General features: G+C 70.2%; 21 protein-coding genes. 13 read left to right on the top strand and 8 right to left on the bottom strand.

Features of this window, described 5'->3' with window-relative positions:
• Nucleotides 1-35: 35 nt before the first annotated feature.
• Nucleotides 36-716 carry a CAP domain-containing protein gene (locus FKR81_RS16450; RefSeq protein WP_235921582.1) on the bottom strand — a complete coding sequence of 227 codons (681 nt, stop codon included), beginning with the start codon at nt 714-716 and terminating at the stop codon, nt 36-38.
• A gap of 77 nt (nt 717-793) precedes the next feature.
• On the opposite strand from FKR81_RS16450, the gene FKR81_RS16445 reads away from it, so the two are divergent.
• From FKR81_RS16445 to FKR81_RS16395, 11 genes are all read left to right on the top strand, one after another.
• The gene (locus FKR81_RS16445) at nt 794-1,069 is read left to right on the top strand and encodes an acylphosphatase (RefSeq protein ID WP_146352836.1); all 276 of its coding nucleotides are present in this window, start codon (nt 794-796) and stop codon (nt 1,067-1,069) included.
• Between the two features lie 34 nt (nt 1,070-1,103).
• Nucleotides 1,104-1,610, top strand: coding sequence for a sigma-70 family RNA polymerase sigma factor (locus tag FKR81_RS16440; protein WP_146352834.1), 507 nt, complete (start codon nt 1,104-1,106; stop codon nt 1,608-1,610).
• Nucleotides 1,607-2,203: an anti-sigma factor family protein gene (locus tag FKR81_RS16435; protein WP_146352832.1), complete on the top strand. Its 597-nt coding sequence runs from the start codon at nt 1,607-1,609 to the stop codon at nt 2,201-2,203. The genes FKR81_RS16440 and FKR81_RS16435 overlap by 4 nt, the downstream gene beginning before the upstream one ends.
• A gap of 61 nt (nt 2,204-2,264) precedes the next feature.
• On the top strand, nt 2,265-6,020 hold the full coding sequence (gene smc / locus FKR81_RS16430) for a chromosome segregation protein SMC (protein WP_146352830.1): 3,756 nt from the start codon (nt 2,265-2,267) through the stop codon (nt 6,018-6,020).
• A gap of 13 nt (nt 6,021-6,033) precedes the next feature.
• Nucleotides 6,034-6,768 (top strand): class I SAM-dependent methyltransferase, encoded by a 735-nt coding sequence (locus FKR81_RS16425; protein ID WP_222598287.1) that lies wholly within the window; start codon nt 6,034-6,036, stop codon nt 6,766-6,768.
• Between the two features lie 83 nt (nt 6,769-6,851).
• Nucleotides 6,852-7,358 carry a MauE/DoxX family redox-associated membrane protein gene (locus FKR81_RS16420; RefSeq protein ID WP_146352828.1) on the top strand — a complete coding sequence of 169 codons (507 nt, stop codon included), beginning with the start codon at nt 6,852-6,854 and terminating at the stop codon, nt 7,356-7,358.
• A gap of 25 nt (nt 7,359-7,383) precedes the next feature.
• Nucleotides 7,384-7,908: a thioredoxin domain-containing protein gene (locus FKR81_RS16415; RefSeq protein ID WP_146352826.1), complete on the top strand. Its 525-nt coding sequence runs from the start codon at nt 7,384-7,386 to the stop codon at nt 7,906-7,908.
• Nucleotides 7,905-9,680, top strand: a complete 1,776-nt coding sequence (locus FKR81_RS16410) for an ABC transporter ATP-binding protein (RefSeq protein ID WP_146352824.1) — start codon at nt 7,905-7,907, stop codon at nt 9,678-9,680. Before FKR81_RS16415 ends, FKR81_RS16410 begins: the two co-directional genes overlap by 4 nt.
• Nucleotides 9,677-10,069 (top strand): S26 family signal peptidase, encoded by a 393-nt coding sequence (locus FKR81_RS16405; protein ID WP_222598286.1) that lies wholly within the window; start codon nt 9,677-9,679, stop codon nt 10,067-10,069. The genes FKR81_RS16410 and FKR81_RS16405 overlap by 4 nt, the downstream gene beginning before the upstream one ends.
• Nucleotides 10,070-10,109: 40 nt before the next feature.
• Complete coding sequence (locus FKR81_RS16400; RefSeq protein WP_146352823.1) at nt 10,110-10,322, top strand: hypothetical protein; 213 nt, start codon at nt 10,110-10,112, stop codon at nt 10,320-10,322.
• Between the two features lie 46 nt (nt 10,323-10,368).
• On the top strand, nt 10,369-10,581 hold the full coding sequence (locus FKR81_RS16395; protein ID WP_146352821.1) for a hypothetical protein: 213 nt from the start codon (nt 10,369-10,371) through the stop codon (nt 10,579-10,581).
• A gap of 40 nt (nt 10,582-10,621) precedes the next feature.
• Here the strand turns inward: FKR81_RS16395 and FKR81_RS16390 are convergent, their stop codons facing one another.
• The 5 genes from FKR81_RS16390 to FKR81_RS16370 are packed head-to-tail and all read right to left on the bottom strand — an operon-like array spanning nt 10,622 to nt 14,202.
• Nucleotides 10,622-11,335 carry a lysophospholipid acyltransferase family protein gene (locus FKR81_RS16390; protein ID WP_146352819.1) on the bottom strand — a complete coding sequence of 238 codons (714 nt, stop codon included), beginning with the start codon at nt 11,333-11,335 and terminating at the stop codon, nt 10,622-10,624.
• 24 nt (nt 11,336-11,359) lie between these two features.
• Nucleotides 11,360-11,698 (bottom strand): hypothetical protein, encoded by a 339-nt coding sequence (locus tag FKR81_RS16385; protein ID WP_146352817.1) that lies wholly within the window; start codon nt 11,696-11,698, stop codon nt 11,360-11,362.
• Complete coding sequence (locus FKR81_RS16380) at nt 11,691-12,452, bottom strand: DUF6807 domain-containing protein (protein WP_146352815.1); 762 nt, start codon at nt 12,450-12,452, stop codon at nt 11,691-11,693. The genes FKR81_RS16385 and FKR81_RS16380 overlap by 8 nt, the downstream gene beginning before the upstream one ends.
• Entirely contained in the window at nt 12,449-13,636 is a 1,188-nt protein-coding gene (locus tag FKR81_RS16375) for a cytochrome P450 (RefSeq protein ID WP_146352813.1), read from the bottom strand. Before FKR81_RS16375 ends, FKR81_RS16380 begins: the two co-directional genes overlap by 4 nt.
• Nucleotides 13,633-14,202: a maleylpyruvate isomerase N-terminal domain-containing protein gene (locus FKR81_RS16370; RefSeq protein ID WP_146352811.1), complete on the bottom strand. Its 570-nt coding sequence runs from the start codon at nt 14,200-14,202 to the stop codon at nt 13,633-13,635. Before FKR81_RS16370 ends, FKR81_RS16375 begins: the two co-directional genes overlap by 4 nt.
• A 49-nt stretch (nt 14,203-14,251) precedes the next feature.
• Between FKR81_RS16370 and FKR81_RS16365 the strand changes: the two genes are divergently transcribed.
• The gene (locus FKR81_RS16365; protein WP_146352809.1) at nt 14,252-15,172 is read left to right on the top strand and encodes a GNAT family N-acetyltransferase; all 921 of its coding nucleotides are present in this window, start codon (nt 14,252-14,254) and stop codon (nt 15,170-15,172) included.
• Nucleotides 15,173-15,175: 3 nt separating this feature from the next.
• On the opposite strand, the gene FKR81_RS16360 is transcribed toward FKR81_RS16365, so the two are convergent.
• Entirely contained in the window at nt 15,176-16,747 is a 1,572-nt protein-coding gene (locus FKR81_RS16360; protein WP_146352807.1) for a sodium:solute symporter, read from the bottom strand.
• Nucleotides 16,747-17,877 carry an anhydro-N-acetylmuramic acid kinase gene (locus FKR81_RS16355; protein ID WP_235921581.1) on the bottom strand — a complete coding sequence of 377 codons (1,131 nt, stop codon included), beginning with the start codon at nt 17,875-17,877 and terminating at the stop codon, nt 16,747-16,749. Before FKR81_RS16355 ends, FKR81_RS16360 begins: the two co-directional genes overlap by 1 nt.
• A gap of 115 nt (nt 17,878-17,992) precedes the next feature.
• Between FKR81_RS16355 and ftsY the strand changes: the two genes are divergently transcribed.
• Nucleotides 17,993-19,231: a signal recognition particle-docking protein FtsY gene (gene ftsY, locus FKR81_RS16350; RefSeq protein ID WP_146352803.1), complete on the top strand. Its 1,239-nt coding sequence runs from the start codon at nt 17,993-17,995 to the stop codon at nt 19,229-19,231.
• The last annotated feature ends 3 nt before the right edge of the window (nt 19,232-19,234 follow it).

The raw sequence follows: 19,234 nt of genomic DNA, 5'->3' as shown, positions 1-19,234 counted from the left end.
GGTTCCGGGCTTTCGTACACGGTGGTTCTCCCCGATCAGCGGCCGAAGTCTTGGGTCCAGTAGAAGCCGCGCGTGTCCAGCCCGAGCCCCATGGTGTTGAACGAGCAGTCGAGGATGTTGCGGCGGTGTCCGGGGGAGTCCATCCAGGACTGCATGACCTGCTCCGGCGTCCGCTGGCCCATCGCGATGTTCTCGCCACCCGGACGCGGGAAACCGGCGTCCTTCATCCGCTCGGCGAAGTCCACGCCTTCGGGGGTGTCGTGCGAGAAGTAGTCGCGGTTCGCCATGTCGGTGCTGTGCGCCTGCGCCGCGGTCGTGACCCGGTCGTCGATCACGACGGGCTTGCAGCCGGCCTCGGAACGGGCCTGGTTGACGATCGCGAGAACGGCCTGCTCCGGCGCGCGGTTGCTCGGGGGCTGCGTCTTGGTCGGAGCGGTCGTCGTCGGGGGGACCGTCGTGGTGGGAACGGTGGTGGTCGTCGGGGGGACCGTGGTGGTCGTCGAGCTCGTCGTGGTGGGAGCGGGCTCCGTCGGGGAATCGGTGGTGCTCTGCTGTCTGCCCGGTGCGGCGGCGTTGCCGGAACCGAACAGGCTTGCTGCGTCTGGTGACTCCTGTGACGCTGGTCCGATGCCTAGGGCCGCCGAGTTGGTGAAGGCGAGTCCAGTTGCGCCAGCCGCGCCGATCAGAAGTCCGAATAACAGGCTCCGGGCACTCACGGCTCGGCACCGTACCACTAATGGGTGACACCTCCGGGTGCGTCGTCTGTCACCTTGTGTGACTACGGGACCATTCGGTGGTGGAAGTTCGACTGAACGCTTGGGTGCGCGGACACGTTCAAGGCGTGGGATTCCGGTGGTGGACGAGGAGCCGTGCGCTGGAGCTCGGGCTGGTCGGGAGCGCCTCGAACCTGCGGGACGGCCGGGTCGAGGTCGTCGCGGAGGGCTCGCGGGAGGCGTGCGAACGTCTGCTCGACGCGCTGCGCTCGGGTGAAACACCTGGTCGAGTCGACACCGTCGTCGAGCGGTGGTCCGAGCCTAGGGGCGGATTGACGACCTTCATCGAGCGCTGAACCGTTTCGCCCTGCGATGGCGTAGTAAGGGGACGTGGACTCCGCTGAAGACGTCCTCATCCAGCTCTACGACCGGTGGCGCGGTCCGTTGCTGCACTACGTCCTGAGGCTGGTGGACAACGACTACCAGCAGGCCGAGGACGTGGTGCAGGAGACGCTGCTGAGGGCGTGGCGGCACCACGACGAACTGAAACCGGACGAAGCGGCGCCGTGGCTGTACACGGTGGCGCGCAACCTCGTGATCTCCGGCTACCGCAGGCGCGGTGCCAAGGCGACCGAGGTGCCCATCGAGCCTGCCGACCTGCCCGTCGTGTCCGACGAGGTCGAGCACGTGCTGCAGGTGTGGCAGATCGCGGACGCCCTGCGCCGCCTCAGCCACGAGCACCGGACGGTCGTCGTGGAGCTGTACTACCGCCGCCGCACGGTGGCGGAGGCCGCGAAGGTGCTCGGTGTCCCGCCGGGCACGGTCAAGTCGCGCTGCTTCTACGCGCTGAGAGCGCTGCGCGACGCGTTGGAGGAACGGGGGGTGACCGAGTCGTGAGCTGCACGCACGCCATGGACGTCGGCGCCTACCTCTTCGGGTCGCTCGACCTGCGCGAACGGTCGGCGTTCGAACGCCACCTCAGCGGCTGCGAGACGTGTCCCGCGGAGATGCTGCGGCTCGCGCCGCTGCCCGGACTGCTCGGCAGGCTCACCCTCGACGAGGTCGAGAACCTCGACGACCTGCCCGAATCGCCTCCCGCCCCGCCCCGGCCGCGCCGCCGGTGGCTGCTGGTCGCGGCCGCCGCGGTGCTCGTGGTCGCGGTCGCCGCGGGTGTCCTTTTGTTACGTCCGTCACCTTCTGTCCCGACGTGGGCCGCGACCGATACGGGGACGGGCGTCGCCGCCACCGCCGAGATGATCAGCCGTCCGTGGGGCACCGAGCTCCAGCTGCGGATGAGGAACGTGCCGACGGGCTCGCGCTGCAAGCTGGTCGTCCACGACCGGAAAGGCCAGCGTGAGATAGGTGGCTGGTGGGGGACGCCGAGCGCGGAAGGCGAGGTCGTGCCGGGCTCCGTGTCGTTCGCGCTCGACACCATCGACCACATGGACGTGATGGTCGACGACCGGGTGCTCGTCACGCTCAGGCCTTGATCACGCTGGTCAGCGGCCTGCCTCCCGCATCAATTCCCAGCCGTTGGGTACTCTGCCCGGCGTGCATCTCAAGAGCCTGACGCTGAAGGGCTTCAAGTCCTTCGCCTCGGCTACCACGCTGCGCTTCGAGCCCGGCATCACCTGCGTGGTCGGCCCCAACGGGTCCGGCAAGTCGAACGTGCTCGACGCGCTGAAGTGGGTGATGGGCACGCAGGGCGCCAAGGACCTGCGCGGCGGCAAGATGGAGGACGTCATCTTCGCCGGCACGTCCGGCCGCGCGCCGCTGGGCCGCGCCGAGGTGACGCTGACGATCGACAACTCGGACGGCGCGCTGCCGATCGAGTACACCGAGGTCTCCATCACGCGCCGGATGTTCCGCGAGGGCGCCAACGAGTACGAGATCAACGGCAGCCAGTGCCGCCTGATGGACATCCAGGAGCTGCTGTCGGACTGCGGCCTCGGCCGCGAGATGCACGTGATGGTCGGCCAGGGCCAGCTCGCGTCCATCCTGGAGTCCAAGCCCGAGGAGCGCCGCGCCTACATCGAAGAGGCCGCTGGCGTCCTGAAGCACCGCAAGCGCAAGGAAAAGGCGCTGCGCAAGCTCGAGGCGATGCAGGCGAACCTCACCCGCCTCACCGACCTCACCGCCGAGCTGCGCCGCCAGCTCAAGCCGCTCGGCAAGCAGGCCGAGATCGCCCGGCGCGCCCAGGTCGTGCAGTCCGAGCTGCGCGACTCGCGGCTGCGCCTGCTCGCGGACGACCTGGTGACGCAGCGGGAGTCGCTGGCGCAGGAGGAGCACGACGAGGCGCAGGCCAGAGTCCGCCGCGCCGAGGTCGAGAAGTCGCTGCAGGCCGCCCAGTACCAGCAGAACGAGCTGGAGGAGCTGGTCAGCGCCGATGCGCCGAAGCTCCAGGCCGCGCAGGACACCTGGTACCGGCTGTCCGCATTGGAGGAACGCCTGCGCGGCACCGTGCGGCTCGCCGTCGAGCGCGCGCGGCACCTGTCCGCCGAGGTCAGCGAGCAGCGCGGCGGCCGCGACCCGGACGAGCTGGAAGCCGAGGCCGAGCAGACCGCCGAGCTGGAGCTGGAACTCCAGGAGGGCGTGACCGAGGCGCGGATCGCGCTCGCCGAGGCCGTGGAGACGCGGTCCGAGCTGGAGCGCATGGTGTCCGCCGCGGAGAAGGCGCACATCGCCGCCGTGCGCGCGATCGCCGACCGCCGCGAGGGCCTGGCCAGGTTGTCCGGCCAGGTGGAGGCGTTGCGCAGCAAGACGAACGCGACCGCAGAGGAGATCGAGCGGCTCTCCGGTTCGCTCGCCGAGTCCGTCGGGCGGCACGAGCTCGCCGCGCAGGAGCTCGCCGAGGCGCAGGAGATCACCGGCACCGAGGACGAGGGCGATCACGGTCTCGACGAACGGCACCGGCAGGCCGTGCAGGCCAACGACGCGGCGAAGAGCCGGGTCGAGGAGCTGGTGAAGGCCGAGCGCACCGCCGAACGCGACATCGCGTCGTGGAAGGCGCGCGTCGACGCGCTGTCGCTGGGCCTGACCCGCAAGGACGGCGCGGGCGCGCTGCTCGCGGCCGGATCCGCCGTGCCGGGCCTGCTCGGTTCGGTCGCCGCGCTGCTGACCGTCGACCCCGGCTACGAGGTCGCACTGGCCGCCGCACTGGGTCCGATCGCCGACGCGGTCGCCGTGTCGTCCGGTGCCGACGCGGTCGCCGCGCTGAAGCTGTTGAAGGAACGGGACGGCGGCCGCGCCGGTGTCCTCATCGGACGTTCCGGGTCCACTGCGGACACCTCGTCCTGGGGCTCGCTGCCCTACGGCGCCCGCTGGGCGGTCGACGTCGTGCACGCGCCCGAGGCGTTGCGTCCGGCGCTGCACCGCGCGCTCGATCGCCTTGCCGTCGTTGAGGATCTGGACGCCGCGCGTGGGCTGAGCCGCGCGGTGACGCGGGACGGCGACCTGGTCGGCGACGACTGGGCCATCGGCGGCTCGCAGCGTTCGCAGAGCGTCATCGAGGTGCAGGCGGCCGTCGACGAGGCCGAGCTCGCGCTCACCGCCGCCGAACGCGCTCTCGAACACTCGTCCGCCGCGCTGGAAGGCGCGCGTGCCGAGCAGCAGGCCCGCCGCGCCGAGGTCGGCGCGCTGAAGGACACCATGCAGGAGGCCAAGGTCCGGCAGGCGCGCTCGGGTGAGCGGCTGAACCGGATGGCCTCGGCCGTGCGCACCGCCGAGGCCGAGGTCGAGCGCATCCGCGGCCAGCGCGCCAAGGTCGAGCAGTCGCGCGAAGAAGCGTTGATGAAGCTCGGCGAGCTGGAGGAACGCCTCCTCATGGCCGAGGAGGAGCAGACCCTCGAGGACGAGCCGGACACCGAGCACCGCGACGAGCTGTCCGCGGAGCTGGCCTCCGCCCGTCAGTCCGAAATGGACGCCAGGCTGGTCCAGCGCACCGCCGAGGAACGCGCGCGTGCGTTGCAGGGCAAGGCGGATTCGCTCCGCCGCGCGGCGCGTGCCGAGCGCGAGGCCCGCGAACGCGCCCACCGCGCTCAGGCGAACCGCCGCCGCGGCGCGACCGTCGCGAAGGCCGTCGTCGACGGCGGTGAGATCGCACTGGCGCGCATCGAGGTCTCGCTGCAGCGCGCCGCCCGCGACCGCGACGTGGCGCAGGAACGCCGCGCCAAGCACGAGCTGCTGCTGACCCAGGTCCGCAGCCTGGTGCGCGAGATGTCGACCGAGCTGGAGAAGCTGACCGACGCGGTGCACCGCGACGAGGTGCTGCGCGCCGAGCAGCGCATGCGCATCGAGCAGCTCGAGACCAAGATCGCCGAAGACTTCGGCATGGGCCTCGACGACCTGGTCGCCGAGTACGGCCCCGACGTTCCCGTGCCCGCGTCCGCCGCGGAGATGGCCGAGTACGAGGCCGCCCGCGAACGCGGCGAGCAGGTGACCGAGCCGCAGCCGATGCCGTTCGACCGCGACACCCAGTCCCGCCGCGCCAAGCGCGCCGAGCGCGACCTGTCGTTGCTGGGCAAGGTGAACCCGCTCGCGCTGGAGGAGTTCGCCGCGCTGGAGGAGCGCTACAAGTTCCTCTCGACCCAGCTCGAGGACATCAAGGACACCCGCCGCGACCTGCTGACGGTCGTGAAGGAGGTCGACGAGAAGATCCTCGAGGTCTTCACGCTGGCCTACGAGGACGTGGCGCGCGAGTTCGAGATCGTCTTCAAGGTCCTGTTCCCCGGCGGCGAGGGCCGCCTGGTCCTGACCGAGCCGGACGACATGCTGACCACCGGCATCGACCTGGAGGCCCGCCCGCCCGGCAAGAAGGTCAAGCGCCTGTCGCTGCTGTCCGGCGGCGAGAAGTCACTGGCCGCGGTGGCGATGCTGGTCGCGATCTTCCGCGCCCGCCCCTCACCGTTCTACGTGATGGACGAGGTCGAGGCGGCGCTGGACGACACGAACCTGCACCGGCTGATCTCCCTGTTCGAGCAGCTGCGCGAGCGTTCGCAGCTGCTGATCATCACGCACCAGAAGCCGACCATGGAGATCGCCGACGCCCTGTACGGCGTCTCCATGCGCGGTGACGGCATCAGCCAGGTGATCTCGCAGCGCCTCCGCACGCGCGAGGAGACCTCGATGCGCGCACGCGCGGCTGCGCCGGTCGCCGAGGTCGCACCGGCTGCCGAGGCTGTTGCTGAGGACGCGCCGGTGGCTGAGGTTGTCGCCGACGACGTACCGGTGGCTGAGGTTGTCGCCGAGGACGTGCCGGTGGCGGAGGCTCCGGCCGAGAATCCGGTCGACGCTCCCGAAGAGGCCTGATAGACACGGTCACGTGGTTGATCACGTGTTCGCGGACTCGCGCCTGGCGGCTCTGTACGACTCGATGCACCCGTTCGACCCGCGCGGCGACTTCGGCTTCTACCTGCCGATGATCATGGCCGCCGACGCGGTGCTCGACGTCGGCTGCGGGGCCGGCTTGCTGCTGCACACGGCGCGGGAGCGCGGCCACCGCGGCAGGCTCGTGGGCCTGGACCCGGCACCGGGCATGCTCGCCCAGGCCCGCCTGCGCCCGAACGTCGAGTGGCGGCAAGGCGATCTGGCCACCACGCCGTTCCACGAGGAGTTCGACCTGGTCGTGATGACGGGCCACGCGTTCCAGGTGTTCCTCACCGACCAGGAGATCCACCAGGCGCTCACCGCCATCCGCGCGGCGCTCACGCTGACCGGCCGCTTCGCGTTCGAGACGCGCAACCCGCTGGTGCAGGGGTGGCGGCAGTGGACTCCGGAGCACGGCCGCACGTTCGTCGCCGACGGCGTGGAGATCCGCGCCGAGCACCGGGTGCAGCGCGTGGAGGGCGAGTTCGTCCACTTCACCAACACGTTCAGCAGTGCGGCCTGGGAGCGGCCCGAGGTCAGCAGGAGCACGCTCCGGTTCATCAGCGCGGACGACCTCGGCAGCGCGCTCGCCGAGGCCGGGCTGGAGATCGAGCGGCAGTTCGGCGACTGGGACTCCGGCCCGTTGACCGACGGGAGCCCCGAGATCATCACCGTGGTGCGGCCTGGCTGAGGGTTTCCGATTGCCCCTGGACTCCGTGCGGATCGTCGTGCAGAGTGATGGCCGCAACGCTCGGCAGCTGGGGGGCTGAAACCTTGTCGTTCTACGTGGTGTTCGCGCAATGTCTTGTGGCGCTGGTGTTCGCGGTGTCCGCTGCGGGCAAGGTGTTGGGCTTCAAGGCGTTCACCAAGACCGTCGCCGATCTTCGGGTCGTGCCAAGAGGTCTTGTCCCCGCGGCAGCCGCCGGAGTCGTCGCAGCTGAGGTCGTCACGGTCCCGCTCGTACTGGTCGCGAGATCCGCGGGACTCCTGCTGGCAGGCATTGCCCTCCTCGTGTTCGCCGCGGTGGCCGAGCTGACCGCGCGCCGAGGAATCAGCACCGCGTGCAACTGCTTCGGCGCCACGAGCAGCCGTCCGCTCGGCCGGGTCCACGCCGTGCGCAACCTCGCTCTCGCGGCGGTCGCCGTCGTCGGGTTCGCCGCCGGCGCGTCCGGTCCGATCGAGACCGGAGCCGTGGTGCTCGCGGTCATGGCGGCCGGCGTCGCCGCCATCCCGATCATCAAGCTCGACGACATCGTCGACCTGTTCGCGACAACAGCCTGACGGTTCGAAGTTTCCTGGGGGATTGATGAACTACGTGATCGCCGCATGCGCTCTGCTGGGTGCGCTGGTGTTGTTGAACCTGGCCCTGACCTTCGGCGTCATCCGCCGGCTGCGGGAGCACGAGGAGAAGCTGGCCGGTGGCGGGCAGGTCGTGCGGCCGCGGCTCGTCATCGAGACCGGTGAGTCGGCCGGTGACTTCAGCAGCACCGACGTCGACGGGATCACCTTGGCGCGCAAGGATCTCGGGCCTGGCCTGGTGAGCTTCTTCACGCCGTCGTGCACCGCCTGCGAAGAGCGGCTGCCCGTGTTCGTCCGGGAAGCCGCGCGGGAACCGCGCGAGCGGGTCGTCGTGGTCGTCGTCGGTGGCGAGAGCGAGACCGCGGACCTCGTGCGCCAGCTGACGCCCGTGGCGCGGGTGTTCGTCGAGGCCGTGAACGGCCCGCTGTCCAAGGCGTTCCAGGTGACCGGGTTCCCCGCCGCGGTGCGGGTGGACGGCAACGGGGTCGTGGTCGAGAGCGACCAGGAGCTCGCGCTGGCACTGGCGTCGTGAGAACGGCGCGGCACGCTTTCGCGCTGGTCTGGAGTGCGGCTCGAGGCCACGTGTGCGCGGTGTTCGCGCTCACGGTGGTCGCGGGCACCGCGCCGGTGGTCACGGCCTGGCTGACGAAGCTGGTGCTGGACGGCCTGACGTCCGGTGCGGAGGTGTCCGCACTGGTCCGGCTCGCCGCGGTGCTGGCACTGGCCGCCGTCGTGGCGGCCGTCCACCCGCAGGTCGCGCAGTACCTGCACGCGGACCTCGACCGCGCGGTGGCCAGGACGTCGCAGGGCGCGCTGTTCGACGCGCTGAACAGGCTGCACGGGCTCGCGAGGTTCGAGGACCCCCGGTTCCGCGACCGGCTGCAACTGGCCCAGCACGAGGGCCGCACCGCACCGGCGGGGCTGATCAGCTCGGCGGTCGGTGCGGTGCGCGGCACCGTCGTCCTGGTCGGGTTCCTCGGCGTTCTCGTGGTCGTCGCACCGTGGATGGCGCTGGTGGTCGCGGTCGCCGCGCTGCCCGTCGTGCACGCCGAGCTGCGGATCAGCAGGCGAAGGGCCGACGTCGCGCTGCGCACCACCCACTCGATCCGGCGGGAGATGTTCTACGGAGAGCTGCTGAGCCAGCCCCACGCGGCCAAGGAGGTGCGGTTGTTCGGCATCGGCGGCTACTTCCGCGCCCGGCTGCTGGACGAGCTGGGCGTGGTGCAACGGGAACACCGCGCGGTGGACCGGCGTGACCTGCGCACCCAGGGCGCGCTGTCCCTGCTCGGTGCCGGGGTGGCGGCGTGCGGGCTGGTGTGGGCCGTCGTCGAGGCCAGGCGGGGAGCCATGACGGTGGGGGACGTGACGGTGTTCGTCGCCGCGGTCGCCTCGACGCAGTCGGCGCTCGTCGGGCTGATCGGCGACCTGGCCGCGGCGCACCGGGCGTCGCTGAGCTTCGAGCACTACCACGCGGTGACCACGACACCACCCGACATGTCGAACGGCGAGCGAGGAGTGTCCGCGCTGACGGACGGGATCGAGCTGAAGGACGTGTGGTTCCGCTACGGCGACGACCAGCCGTGGGTGCTGCAGGGCCTCGACCTCGTGATCCCGAAGGGCAAGGCGGTCGGGCTGGTCGGGCTCAACGGGTGCGGCAAGAGCACGCTGGTGAAACTGCTGTGCCGGCTGTACGACCCGCAGAAGGGCGCACTCACCTGGGACGGTCGCGACTACCGCGACCTCGACGTCGACCAGCTGCGCCTGCGCACGAGCACCGCGTTCCAGGACTTCATGCGCTACGAGCTGAGCGCCAGGGAGAACATCGCACTCGGCAGGCTGGCCGCGGGGGACGAGGAGATCGTCGCCGCCGCGGAGCACGCGTTCGTCCACGACAAGCTGACCGGACTGCCGAAGGGCTACGACACCCTGCTGACCCGCATGTTCATCAACCCGAAGGACAAGGAGAACCCGGACACCGGGGTGCTGCTGTCCGGCGGGCAGTGGCAGCGGATGGCACTGGCGCGGGCGTTCCTGCGCGAGGACTGCGAGCTGCTGATCCTCGACGAGCCCAGCTCCGGGCTCGACCCCGAGGCCGAGTACGACATCCACCACCGCATGAAGGAGTTCCGCGAGGGCCGCACCTCGCTGCTGATCTCGCACCGGCTGAGCACGGTCCGCGACGCCGACCTGATCGTCGTGCTGGAGGACGGCCGGATCGTCGAGCGCGGTGCCCACGACGAGCTCATGGCACTCGGCGGCCGGTACGCCGAGCTGTTCACCCGGCAGGCCGGGGGTTACCAGTGATCTTGCTCGGGCTCGTCGTGCTGGCCGTTCTGGTGCTGCGCCGAGGTTTCGTGGTCGTGACGGTGCGCGGTGCCAGCATGGAGCCCACGTTCTCCGACGGCGACCGGGTGCTGGCGCTGCGGCCGTGGGCGCGTCGCGTCCGCCGGGGCGGGGTGGTCGTCGTCGACGCTCCCGATCTGATCGGCGGCCTGCTGATCAAGCGGGTGTTCTCGGTGCCGGGGGACGACGTGCCGCGCGAGACGTTCCCCGCGCTCGACGGGGACACCGTGCCCGCGGGATCCGTCGTGCTGCGCGGAGACAACGCCGCGCACAGCTACGACTCCGCGCAAGCGGGCTACTTCCCGGTCAGCGGCATCAGGGGAGTGGTGCTGCGCCGGATGAGCGACTGAGTTTCCTGGGGGTCCGCCTCGGGATGAGAGGAGGTTGGAGATGAGCAACATCCTGGCCGCGTTCAGCGACCGGCTGCTCAGCGCGTTCGTACCGAAGGCGCAGGCACGCGCCGCCGCGCCGTGCACGGAGGCGTCGTGGTGTCAGCTCTGCGACTACGTCGGCTCGATGCCGAGAAAGCAGTACTGCTACATCGCGGGCAGCTGCAGCGTCATCCACTGCGGGCAGTGCCTGATCAACAACCCGCAGTGCTGAGGTGAGTTTCCTGGGGGTCCGCCTCGGGATGAAAGGAGGAACGGACATGGGCAAGACCATCGCCGCGATGAGCGACCGGCTGCTCGGACTGTTCGTGCCGAAGGTGCAGGCGCGCGCGTCGGCACCGTGCATGCAGTCCGGCTGGTGCCAGCACTGCGGCTGGGAGGGCACGTACGAGAAGCGTCAGTGGTGCTACGTGAACGGCAGCTGCACGCAGATCTACTGCACGACCTGCCTGGTCAACAGCCCGGACTGCTGAGATGACTCGTGGAGGGGGCCGCGCCGCCCCCTCCACGGGGTCAGCGTCGTTCGTCGAGCGCGGCCGCCTCTTCCGGAGTGGGCGCGGTTCCACCGAGGTGCGCGGGCTGCCAGAACTGGCCCTCGCCGGACTCCGGGTAGGACGACTGCGCGCGGTCGAGCAGCTCCTGCATCCGCTTGCGCAGCACGGCGTCACCGGAGTCGTTGGGTGACGGGTCCATCGGCTCACCGATGAGGATGGTGACCGGGACGTGCCGCTGGGTCAGGTTCTTCGGACGGCCCTTGGTCCACAGGCGCTGGGTTCCCCACAGCGCGACGGGCAGCAGCGGGACGCCCGCCTCGTGGGCGAGGCGGTTCGCGCCGGACTTGATGTCCTTCACCGTGAAGGAACGCGAGATGGTGGCCTCGGGGAAGATCCCGACGACCTCACCGGACCGGAGCTTGGCCAGCGCCTCCTGGAACGAGGCCTGGCCCGAGCTCCGGTCGACGGGAATGTGGTGCATCCCCCGCATGAGCGGGCCTGCGATCCGGTTCGCGAAGATCTCGTGCTTCGCCATGAACCGGGTGAGCCGACCGGACGGAAGCGCCCCGTAGCCAGCGAAGATGAAGTCGAGGTAGCTGACGTGGTTCGACGCCAGCACCGCGCCACCGGTCTTCGGGATCTGGTGCGCCCCGTCGATCGTGATCCTCAGGTCGAGCACCCGGAACATCGTCTTGGCGAGACCGACCACCGGGGGATACACGAGATCTGACATGGGTCCGAACGTTAGCCGGAAAAGCTACTCGCCGGTAGCCGTCACGTCGTGTTCTCGGATGACCCTGGGCACACCCGCCAGGTCCTCGTCGTTGCAGAGCATCTTGAGGTTGTAGTACGGGGCGCCTTGCGTGTCGTCGTAGTCCAGGTGGATAGCGATGACGTCCACTGCTTCACCCAACCACTCCTGTGTCGTCCGCAGCCACTGGGCCGCGCGCTCGAGTGCGTTGGGAAGATCATCGTCACGGAATTCGACCGGCCGATACGGGACGCCTTGCACTTGGTCCCGGTTGTTAGTCGGCATGGGAAGGTCGACAGCCACCCCGGATTCGTTGAGATCGAGTTGGATCGTTTCCTCACTCACCTGAGAAGAGTCCCCCAACCACAGGTGGGCTGCAAGCCCGAATTCGGGTCTCGTCCCACGCGCCATCCGCGATCACCACCCGGTAGCGCAGCCGCAGGACCTCGCCCGCACGCAGCGTGGTCTCCTCGTGGAAGAACGGTGCCGGGCACACCGCCGCGAACGGCTCGGAGCGGACGAACCACCAGGTCGGAGCAGGTGCGATGAACACGAGCGTGGCCTGCGGCGTGACGAAGCCGAGCCACGGTGAAAGCTCACCCATCCGGGCGCCGAACACCTTGCCGCCCGTGAACGACGCCGGGCCGCGCCACAGCAGGCCGCCGTACCCGGCGTCCGGGCGGCCGTTCGTGGTGGGGCTGCCGAAGATCAGCGACGTGCGTGTGGCGTTCGCGATCTCGGTGCCGAAGTCGAGCGTCCAGTGGTCCTCGTGCGTCGCGGTCTCGACCGTGCGCAGCTCGGTGGCGACGCGCTCACCCTGTTCGGTGATCCAGCTCAGCCGTTCGCGGAACCCCGCCGCCGTGCGCTCCTCGAACCCGTCGTGCCGGATCGTGCCGTTGTTCGGGAGCTGCCGGTAGCCCTGGCCGCGGACGAACGTGGGGCCGCCCCAGAAGTTCGCGGCGCCGACGTGCGCGATCGCCAGCGACAGTCCTGTGTGCCACGGGTGGTCCGCCGGGCGGACACCGGTGACCTCGACGCCGCCGCGGGTCTTCAGGTTGAAGAACGGGCGTTGTCCACTGTGGATGTAGGTGTAGTTCATCCGAGCACCACGGGGAGTTCGGCGAGTCCGCTGACGAGCACCCGGCGCCACTCCAGCTCCTCGGCCGGTTTGGCGAGCCGGATGTCCGGGAACCGCCGCAGCAGCGCCAGCAGCGCCTCCTGCAGCTCGATCCGCGCGAGCTGCGCGCCGAGGCAGAAGTGCGGCCCGGCGCCGAACGACAGGTGCTGGTTCTGCGGTCTCGTCAGCACCACCGCGTCCGGGTCGTCGAACACGCGCGGGTCGCGGTTGGCGGAGTTCAGCGCCGCCATGACGCCCTCGCCCGCGCGGACGACCACGCCCTCGACCTCGACGTCCTCCAGCGCCACCCTGAGCTGACCGACCTCGCTGAACCTGTTGTAGCGCAACAGTTCCTCGACCGCAGACGGTACGAGCTCGTGGTCGGCGACCAGCTGCTCCCACAGGTGCCGGAACCGCAGCAGCGTCGCCACGCAGCTGGCGATCTGGTTCGCGGACGTCTCGTGCCCGGCGACGAGCAGGTTGACGCCGAACGCGATCAGCTCCTCCTCGCTCAGCCGGTCGCCCTCCTCGCGCGCCCGCACCAGCTCGTCGAGCAGGTCCCGCGGCTCACCCGCGTACGTCATCTTCTCCGCGACCAGCGCGCCGATGTACGCCTGCATGCTGACCATCGCCTCGTCGACGCGGTCGCGTTCGGCCATCGACATGCTGTAGCCCAGCTCGGTCCACTCGCGAAACCTCTCCCGGTCCGCGTAGGGCACGCCGAGCAGGTGGCAGATCACCGCGATCGGCAGCGGCAGCGCGAACAGCTGCCGCAGGTCCGCGCCGTCACCGGCCGACGCCACGTCGTCCGCGAGCGTCTTGGCGAGGTCCGCGACCCACGGGCGGGTGCGCTCGATCCCGCGGTGCGCGAACGTGCCGGACACGAGCCTGCGCAGCCGGGTGTGCTCGGGCGGGTCCGTCGTCGTGAGGCTCGACGGCAGCGGCTTGGCGAGCGCCACCCTCGGCGCGCCGTCCTTCACCACCGCCGCACGGGAGAAGCGGGGGTCGGCGAGCACCATCCGCACGTCCGCGTACCTCGTGACCAGCCACACCTCGGCGCCGGCGAGCGTGCGCACGCGGGCGATCGGCTCCTCCTCGCGCAGCCGCGTCCAGGTGGGCGACGGATCGAACTGGAACGCGTCCGCGAACGGTATGTCGATCGTCATGACATCGAACCTAGTGTCCACCGCCAGCCGTCGGGACGGGGAAAATCGGCGAGCGGGACGCGGTTGTGCGCCCACAGCAACGTCTCCCATGCCGGATGTCCGCCCGGTGCGTCCGGGAACAGGCGTTCCAGGGTCGCCTCGGCCAGAGCGGGATCGGGCGTGAACGAAGTTTCAAGGCCCAGCGAGGCGTCGTGGGTGTGCACGAGCAGCTCGGCGCACCCCATCGCGGCGAACGCCGACGCGTCGCCCAGTCCGTACGGGTGCCAGCCGACCGCCGCCGGTGGAGAGGCCTCCACCGTGCGCACGAGCACCGTCCCGAACGTTGAGACGGTGCGGATCAGGTCGTCGGGCGAACTGGCGGGCCTCACCTTCATGTCCATGGTCGACAGCTCGCGGTGTCCGGCCACGAGATCGGTGGCGTACCAGAGCAGGCCCTCGGCGATGTGCGCCACGCAGTCGGCCACCGTCCAGTTCAAACCGGGGATCCGGGCGGACCAGTCGCCGCCGGTGGACGAGAGGTGTGAGACGCATGTGTCGAGCGTCCGGATCAGGCACATCGTGTCCATCGGCGAAAACTCCCTCGCATCCTGCTGCCTCGCGGGCGACCATTCCGACATGTACGACATCCGTTTCGCCGAACCGGGCGATCTCAGTGCCACCCTGGCGCTGCTCGTCCGGCTCCAGGCCGACACCGCGCACCACATCGGCTACCTCGGTGAGACCCTCGAAGTCCTCTCCGAGGAGCTGGCTGAGTTCGAGCCCGACTGGTCGGCCTGTTCCGTCGTCGCCACCGACGACTCGGGTCGCATCACCGGGCTCCTCAGCGTCGAGATCGACGCCGAGAAACGCCGGGCCTGGCTGCACGGGCCCTTCGTCGACGTACCCGTGAACCACCCGGCGGGCAGCCGCATCTGGGACCAGACGGCCGACGCGCTGTTCGCCAAGGCACGGGACATCCTCGCCGACATCGACGACCACGAACTCTACGGACACACCAACCACCGCAGGCTCGCGGCGTTCGCCGAACGCCACGGCTTCACCGCCGGGAAAGCCAGCAACATCTACCTGCTCGACAACGGCGATCTGCGCACACTGCTGTTGCGCGACGCCAAGCACACACCCACCCACGAGATGCGGGCGCTGCCGACGGACCCGTTCGTCCACGAAGCCGTCGCCGTGCTGCACGAGCGGTGTTTCCCGCACTCCTACCTGTCCGGCAGGCAGATCGTCGACGGCGCCAAGAGCCGCTCGGTCGTCGTCGCGATGGACGGTGACCGCGTCCTCGGCTACGCCGCGGGCAAGGCCCAGCCCGAGGAGTACTACGTCGATTTCGTCGCCGTGGAACCCGATGTCCGGGGCGGTGGCATCGGCGCCGCGCTCATCACCGAACTGCTCTGGAAGCTCGCCGCCGAACAGGGCGCACGACCGCAGGCCGCGGCGTCGATCACCGCGGGCAACGAGTCCAGTGCGCGCATGTTCGGCAGGCTGGGTTTCCGGTTGTTCCTGGAGCTGGTCGCCTATCGACACAGCGCCTGACCCTCAGGCGGCCTGAGCCGCAGCGGCCTCCTCGACGTCGGGCTGCTGCGGCTTGTGCCGCAACGACAACAGCCCACCGACCAGCAACGTGACCGCGACGCCCAGCGGCGTGTTCCACCAGCCGGTCAGCGACCGGATCTGCTTCGCGGCGTCCGCACGCCCGAAGTCGATCGTCAGCGCCTGGTCCGGGCCGACGAACTTCACGCCGAGGATCACGAACCCGACGACCAGCACGGTCGTCACGAACGCGACGATCGCGTCGAGCTGCGACGCCTTCCTGAAGATCAGTCCGAGCAGGAACGCGCCGAGCAGCGCGCCGTAGGTGTAGCCGGCGATCCCGAGCGCCTGCACCACGATCGGGTCCGAGGTCTTCGCGTTGACCGACGCGAACAGCCCGGCGCACACGATCAGCAGCCCGGCCCACACGACCGTCCAGATCCGGCCGTGCCGCAGGCGGTCCTCGTCGGTCATCGGCGTGCGGCGCACCCGCTCGTACACGTCGGTGACGGTCGAGGACGCCAGCGCGCCCAGCGACGAGCTCAGCGCCGCGGCGAGGATGCCGGCGATCACGAAACCGGAGATGCCGCTGGGCAGCTCGGTGACGATGAAGTGCGCGAACAGCTCGTCCTTGTTGCCGAGCCCGAGCCCCTTCACCGGGTCGACGCCCGCGTAGAACGCCCACATCATCACGCCGATGAACAGGAAGAAAGCGAACTGCAGGAACACCACGAACCCGCTCGCGATCAACGCCTTCTGCGACGCCTTCACGTCCTTCGTCGCCATCAGCCGCTGCACGATCAGCTGGTCCGCGCCGTGCGACGCCATCGAGAGCAGCGCGCCGCCGAAGAACGCGGCCACGAACGGGTAGGCACCGGTGAGCGCGGACGACGAGAAGTCGAACACCTGGAACTTGTTGGCGTCGAAGGCTTTCCCGAGCCAGCCGTCCGGCAGCTTGCCCGCCAGCACGGCGATCACCGCGACACCGCCGAGCACGTACCAGAGCATCTGGATCGCGTCGACCCACACGACCGCGCGCACGCCGCCGAAGAAGCTGTAGAGCACCATCGCCAGCCCCAGCACGACGACGATCTCCCAGTACCCGGCCGTCACGCCGTACGCGGCGAGCACGACCTTGATCGGGATCGCGGTGGCGAACAGCCGGATGCCGTCGGCGAGCAGGCGGGTGAAGAGGAACGTGACGGACGCGGTCGCGCGCATCCCGTCGCCGTACCGCTTGCCCAGGAACGCGTACGCCGTCACGAGATCACCCGCGACGTACTTCGGCAGCAGCACGAACGACACGATGATGCGCCCGACGACGTAGCCGAGCGCCAGCGTCAGGTACGTCATGCCGCCCTGCGCCGGCGTCGCCATGTACGCCACGACCGGCACGCTCAGCACGGTCAGCGTGGACGTCTCGGCGGACACGACCGACAGGCACACCACCCACCAGGAGATCTTGCTCTCGCTGACGAAGTAGTCCGTCGCCGACTTCTGCCGCCCACCTATCCACACGCCGAGCAACGGCATGCCCACCAGGAACAGGGCGATGATGGCGAGGTCAAGAGCGCGCACTACGAACCTCCGACTCTCAGTCTGGTCACGGCGGATGTGACGGGCTCCGGCAGCCTCAGCGGTGCGGCACCGGGCGTGATGCTGCCGAGCAGCCGCGGACCGGACGCGCCGGTCGCGGTGGGTGCGTTGGCCGGGATCCCGTGCCACGTCAGGAATCCGAGCAACGCGGCGAGGTAGGCCTCCTTGCCGTCGCGCGGCAGGCCGAGCGAGTCGCTGCCGCGCAACGGGATCGGGTCCAGCGCCCGCCGGAGCGCCTCGGCGAGCACGGGGTTGCGCATGCCGCCGCCGGACGCGACGACGACACCCGCGTCGTGCTGACGGCACGCGTCCGCGATGGTGCGCGCGGTCAGCTCGGTGAGCGTGGCGAGCAGGTCCTCGGCGGTGAGCGTGCGGAACCCGGTCAGGTAGCCGGCGTTGAAGTGCTCCTTGCCGGTCGACTTCGGCGGAATCGCGGCGTAGTAAGGGTCTTCGAGCAGCTTCGCCAGCACGTCGTCCTGCACGGTGCCGCGCGCGGCGAACGCGCCGCCGGTGTCCTGCCGGACGCGGCCGCCCGACAGCACCTCCATCGCGGCGTCCATCAGCGCGTTGCCCGGCCCGGTGTCGTACGCGACCGGCGCGGTGCCGGGGGCGACGACCGTGATGTTCGCGATGCCGCCGATGTTCAGCGCCAGCGCGGGTTTCCCGCTCCCCGCGGCGAGCTCGCCGAGCCACAGCGCGTCGAGCGTGCTCGCCAGCGGCGCGCCGTGCCCGCCCGCCGCGACGTCCCGCGTGCGCAGGTCGGCGACGACGGGGAGTCCGGTGCGCTCGGCGATCCACGCGGGCTGGCCGAGCTGCAGCGTGCCGAGGCAGCGGCCGTCGACGACCTCGTGGTGCACGGTCTGCCCGAGCGAGCTGACGAGATCGGCGGGCAGGTACCCGGCGGCGACGTCGCCGAACGCCTGGCCGAGCCGCGTGTCGAGCGCGCACACGCCCGCGAGGTCCCGCGGCAGCGCGCGCAGGTCGTCGGGGAACGGGTGCTCGGCGTGCTCGACCGGGACGAGCCGCACCAGGTCGCCCGTCACCGTCAGGTCGGCGACGGCGACGTCGATGCCGTCCATCGAGGTCCCCGAGATCAGTCCGATCACCCTCACGGGGAGTGGTCTATTCCACACAGGATCGTGACGCAAGAGGGTGCGGTTAAATCTTTGCTGGATCGTGCGCTTTGTAGTTGATGAGTCACGGAACGGCCCGTGAAAGGATGCCTCCGTGTCGACCTCGTCCCTGATCTTGATCGCGGTCATCCTCGCGGTGGTCCTGCTCGCCGCGCTGGTGACCGGTGTCGTGCTGACGCGCCGCAGGCGCATCAGCCTCACCGAGCCGGAGAAGGAGCCCAAGGGCGGTTACCAGGCCGACTCGGGCGTCACCTTCGCCACGCCGGAGAAGGTCGAGCACCCGGTCGTCGAACGCACCGAGGTCGACGGCCAGCCGGGGGTGGGCGACGACGCGTCGGTGCCGAGGGACTCGGTGAAGCGCGGCTTCGTCGAGGTCGACCTGCCGGAGGCCGCCTCCGAGGTCGAGGAGATCGAACCGACCGCCGGGCGCCTCGAACGGCTGCGCAGCCGCCTGTCGCGGTCGCGGTCCACGCTCGGTCAGGGCCTGCTCGGCCTGCTCGGTGCCGGTGACCTCGACGAGGACTCGTGGACCGACGTCGAGGACACGCTGCTGATGGCGGACCTCGGCGCGGCGACGTCCGCCGACATCATCGCCACCCTGCGCGAGGAGATCGTGTCGCGCGGCGTGCGCACCGCGGACGAGGCGCGCGTGCTCCTGCGCGACACCCTCGTGTCCGCGCTGCACCCGGACATGGACCGCTCGGTGCACGCGCTGCCGCACTCGGGTAAGCCCGCGGTCGTGCTGGTCGTCGGCGTCAACGGCGTCGGCAAGACCACCACCACCGGCAAGCTGGCCCGCGTGCTCGTGGCCGACGGCCGCACCGTGCTGCTGGGCGCGGCGGACACGTTCCGCGCCGCCGCGGCGGACCAGTTGGAGACGTGGGGCAAGCGCGTCGGCGCCGAGACCGTGCGCGGCCCCGAGGGCGGCGACCCGGCGTCGGTGGCGTTCGAGTCGGTCAAGAAGGGCATGGATGCGGGCGTCGACACGGTGCTGATCGACACCGCGGGCCGCCTGCACACCAAGACCGGCCTGATGGACGAGCTGGGCAAGGTCAAGCGGGTCGTCGAGAAGCAGGCCGTCGTCGACGAGGTGCTCCTCGTGCTCGACGCCACGACCGGCCAGAACGGTCTCACCCAGGCGCGGGTGTTCGCCGAGGTCGTGAACATCACCGGCATCGTGCTCACCAAGCTCGACGGCACCGCCAAGGGCGGCATCGTGTTCCAGGTGCAGCGCGAGCTGGGCGTGCCGGTCAAGCTCGTCGGGCTCGGCGAGGGCGCCGACCACCTGGCCCCGTTCCAGCCGGAAGCCTTCGTCGACGCCCTCCTGGGCTGAGCC

The organism is Lentzea tibetensis, assembly GCF_007845675.1.
Taxonomy (GTDB): Bacteria; Actinomycetota; Actinomycetes; order Mycobacteriales; family Pseudonocardiaceae; genus Lentzea; species Lentzea tibetensis.
The sequence above is the reverse complement of the archived record's forward strand: the minus strand, read 5'-3'. Positions and strand labels throughout refer to the sequence as shown.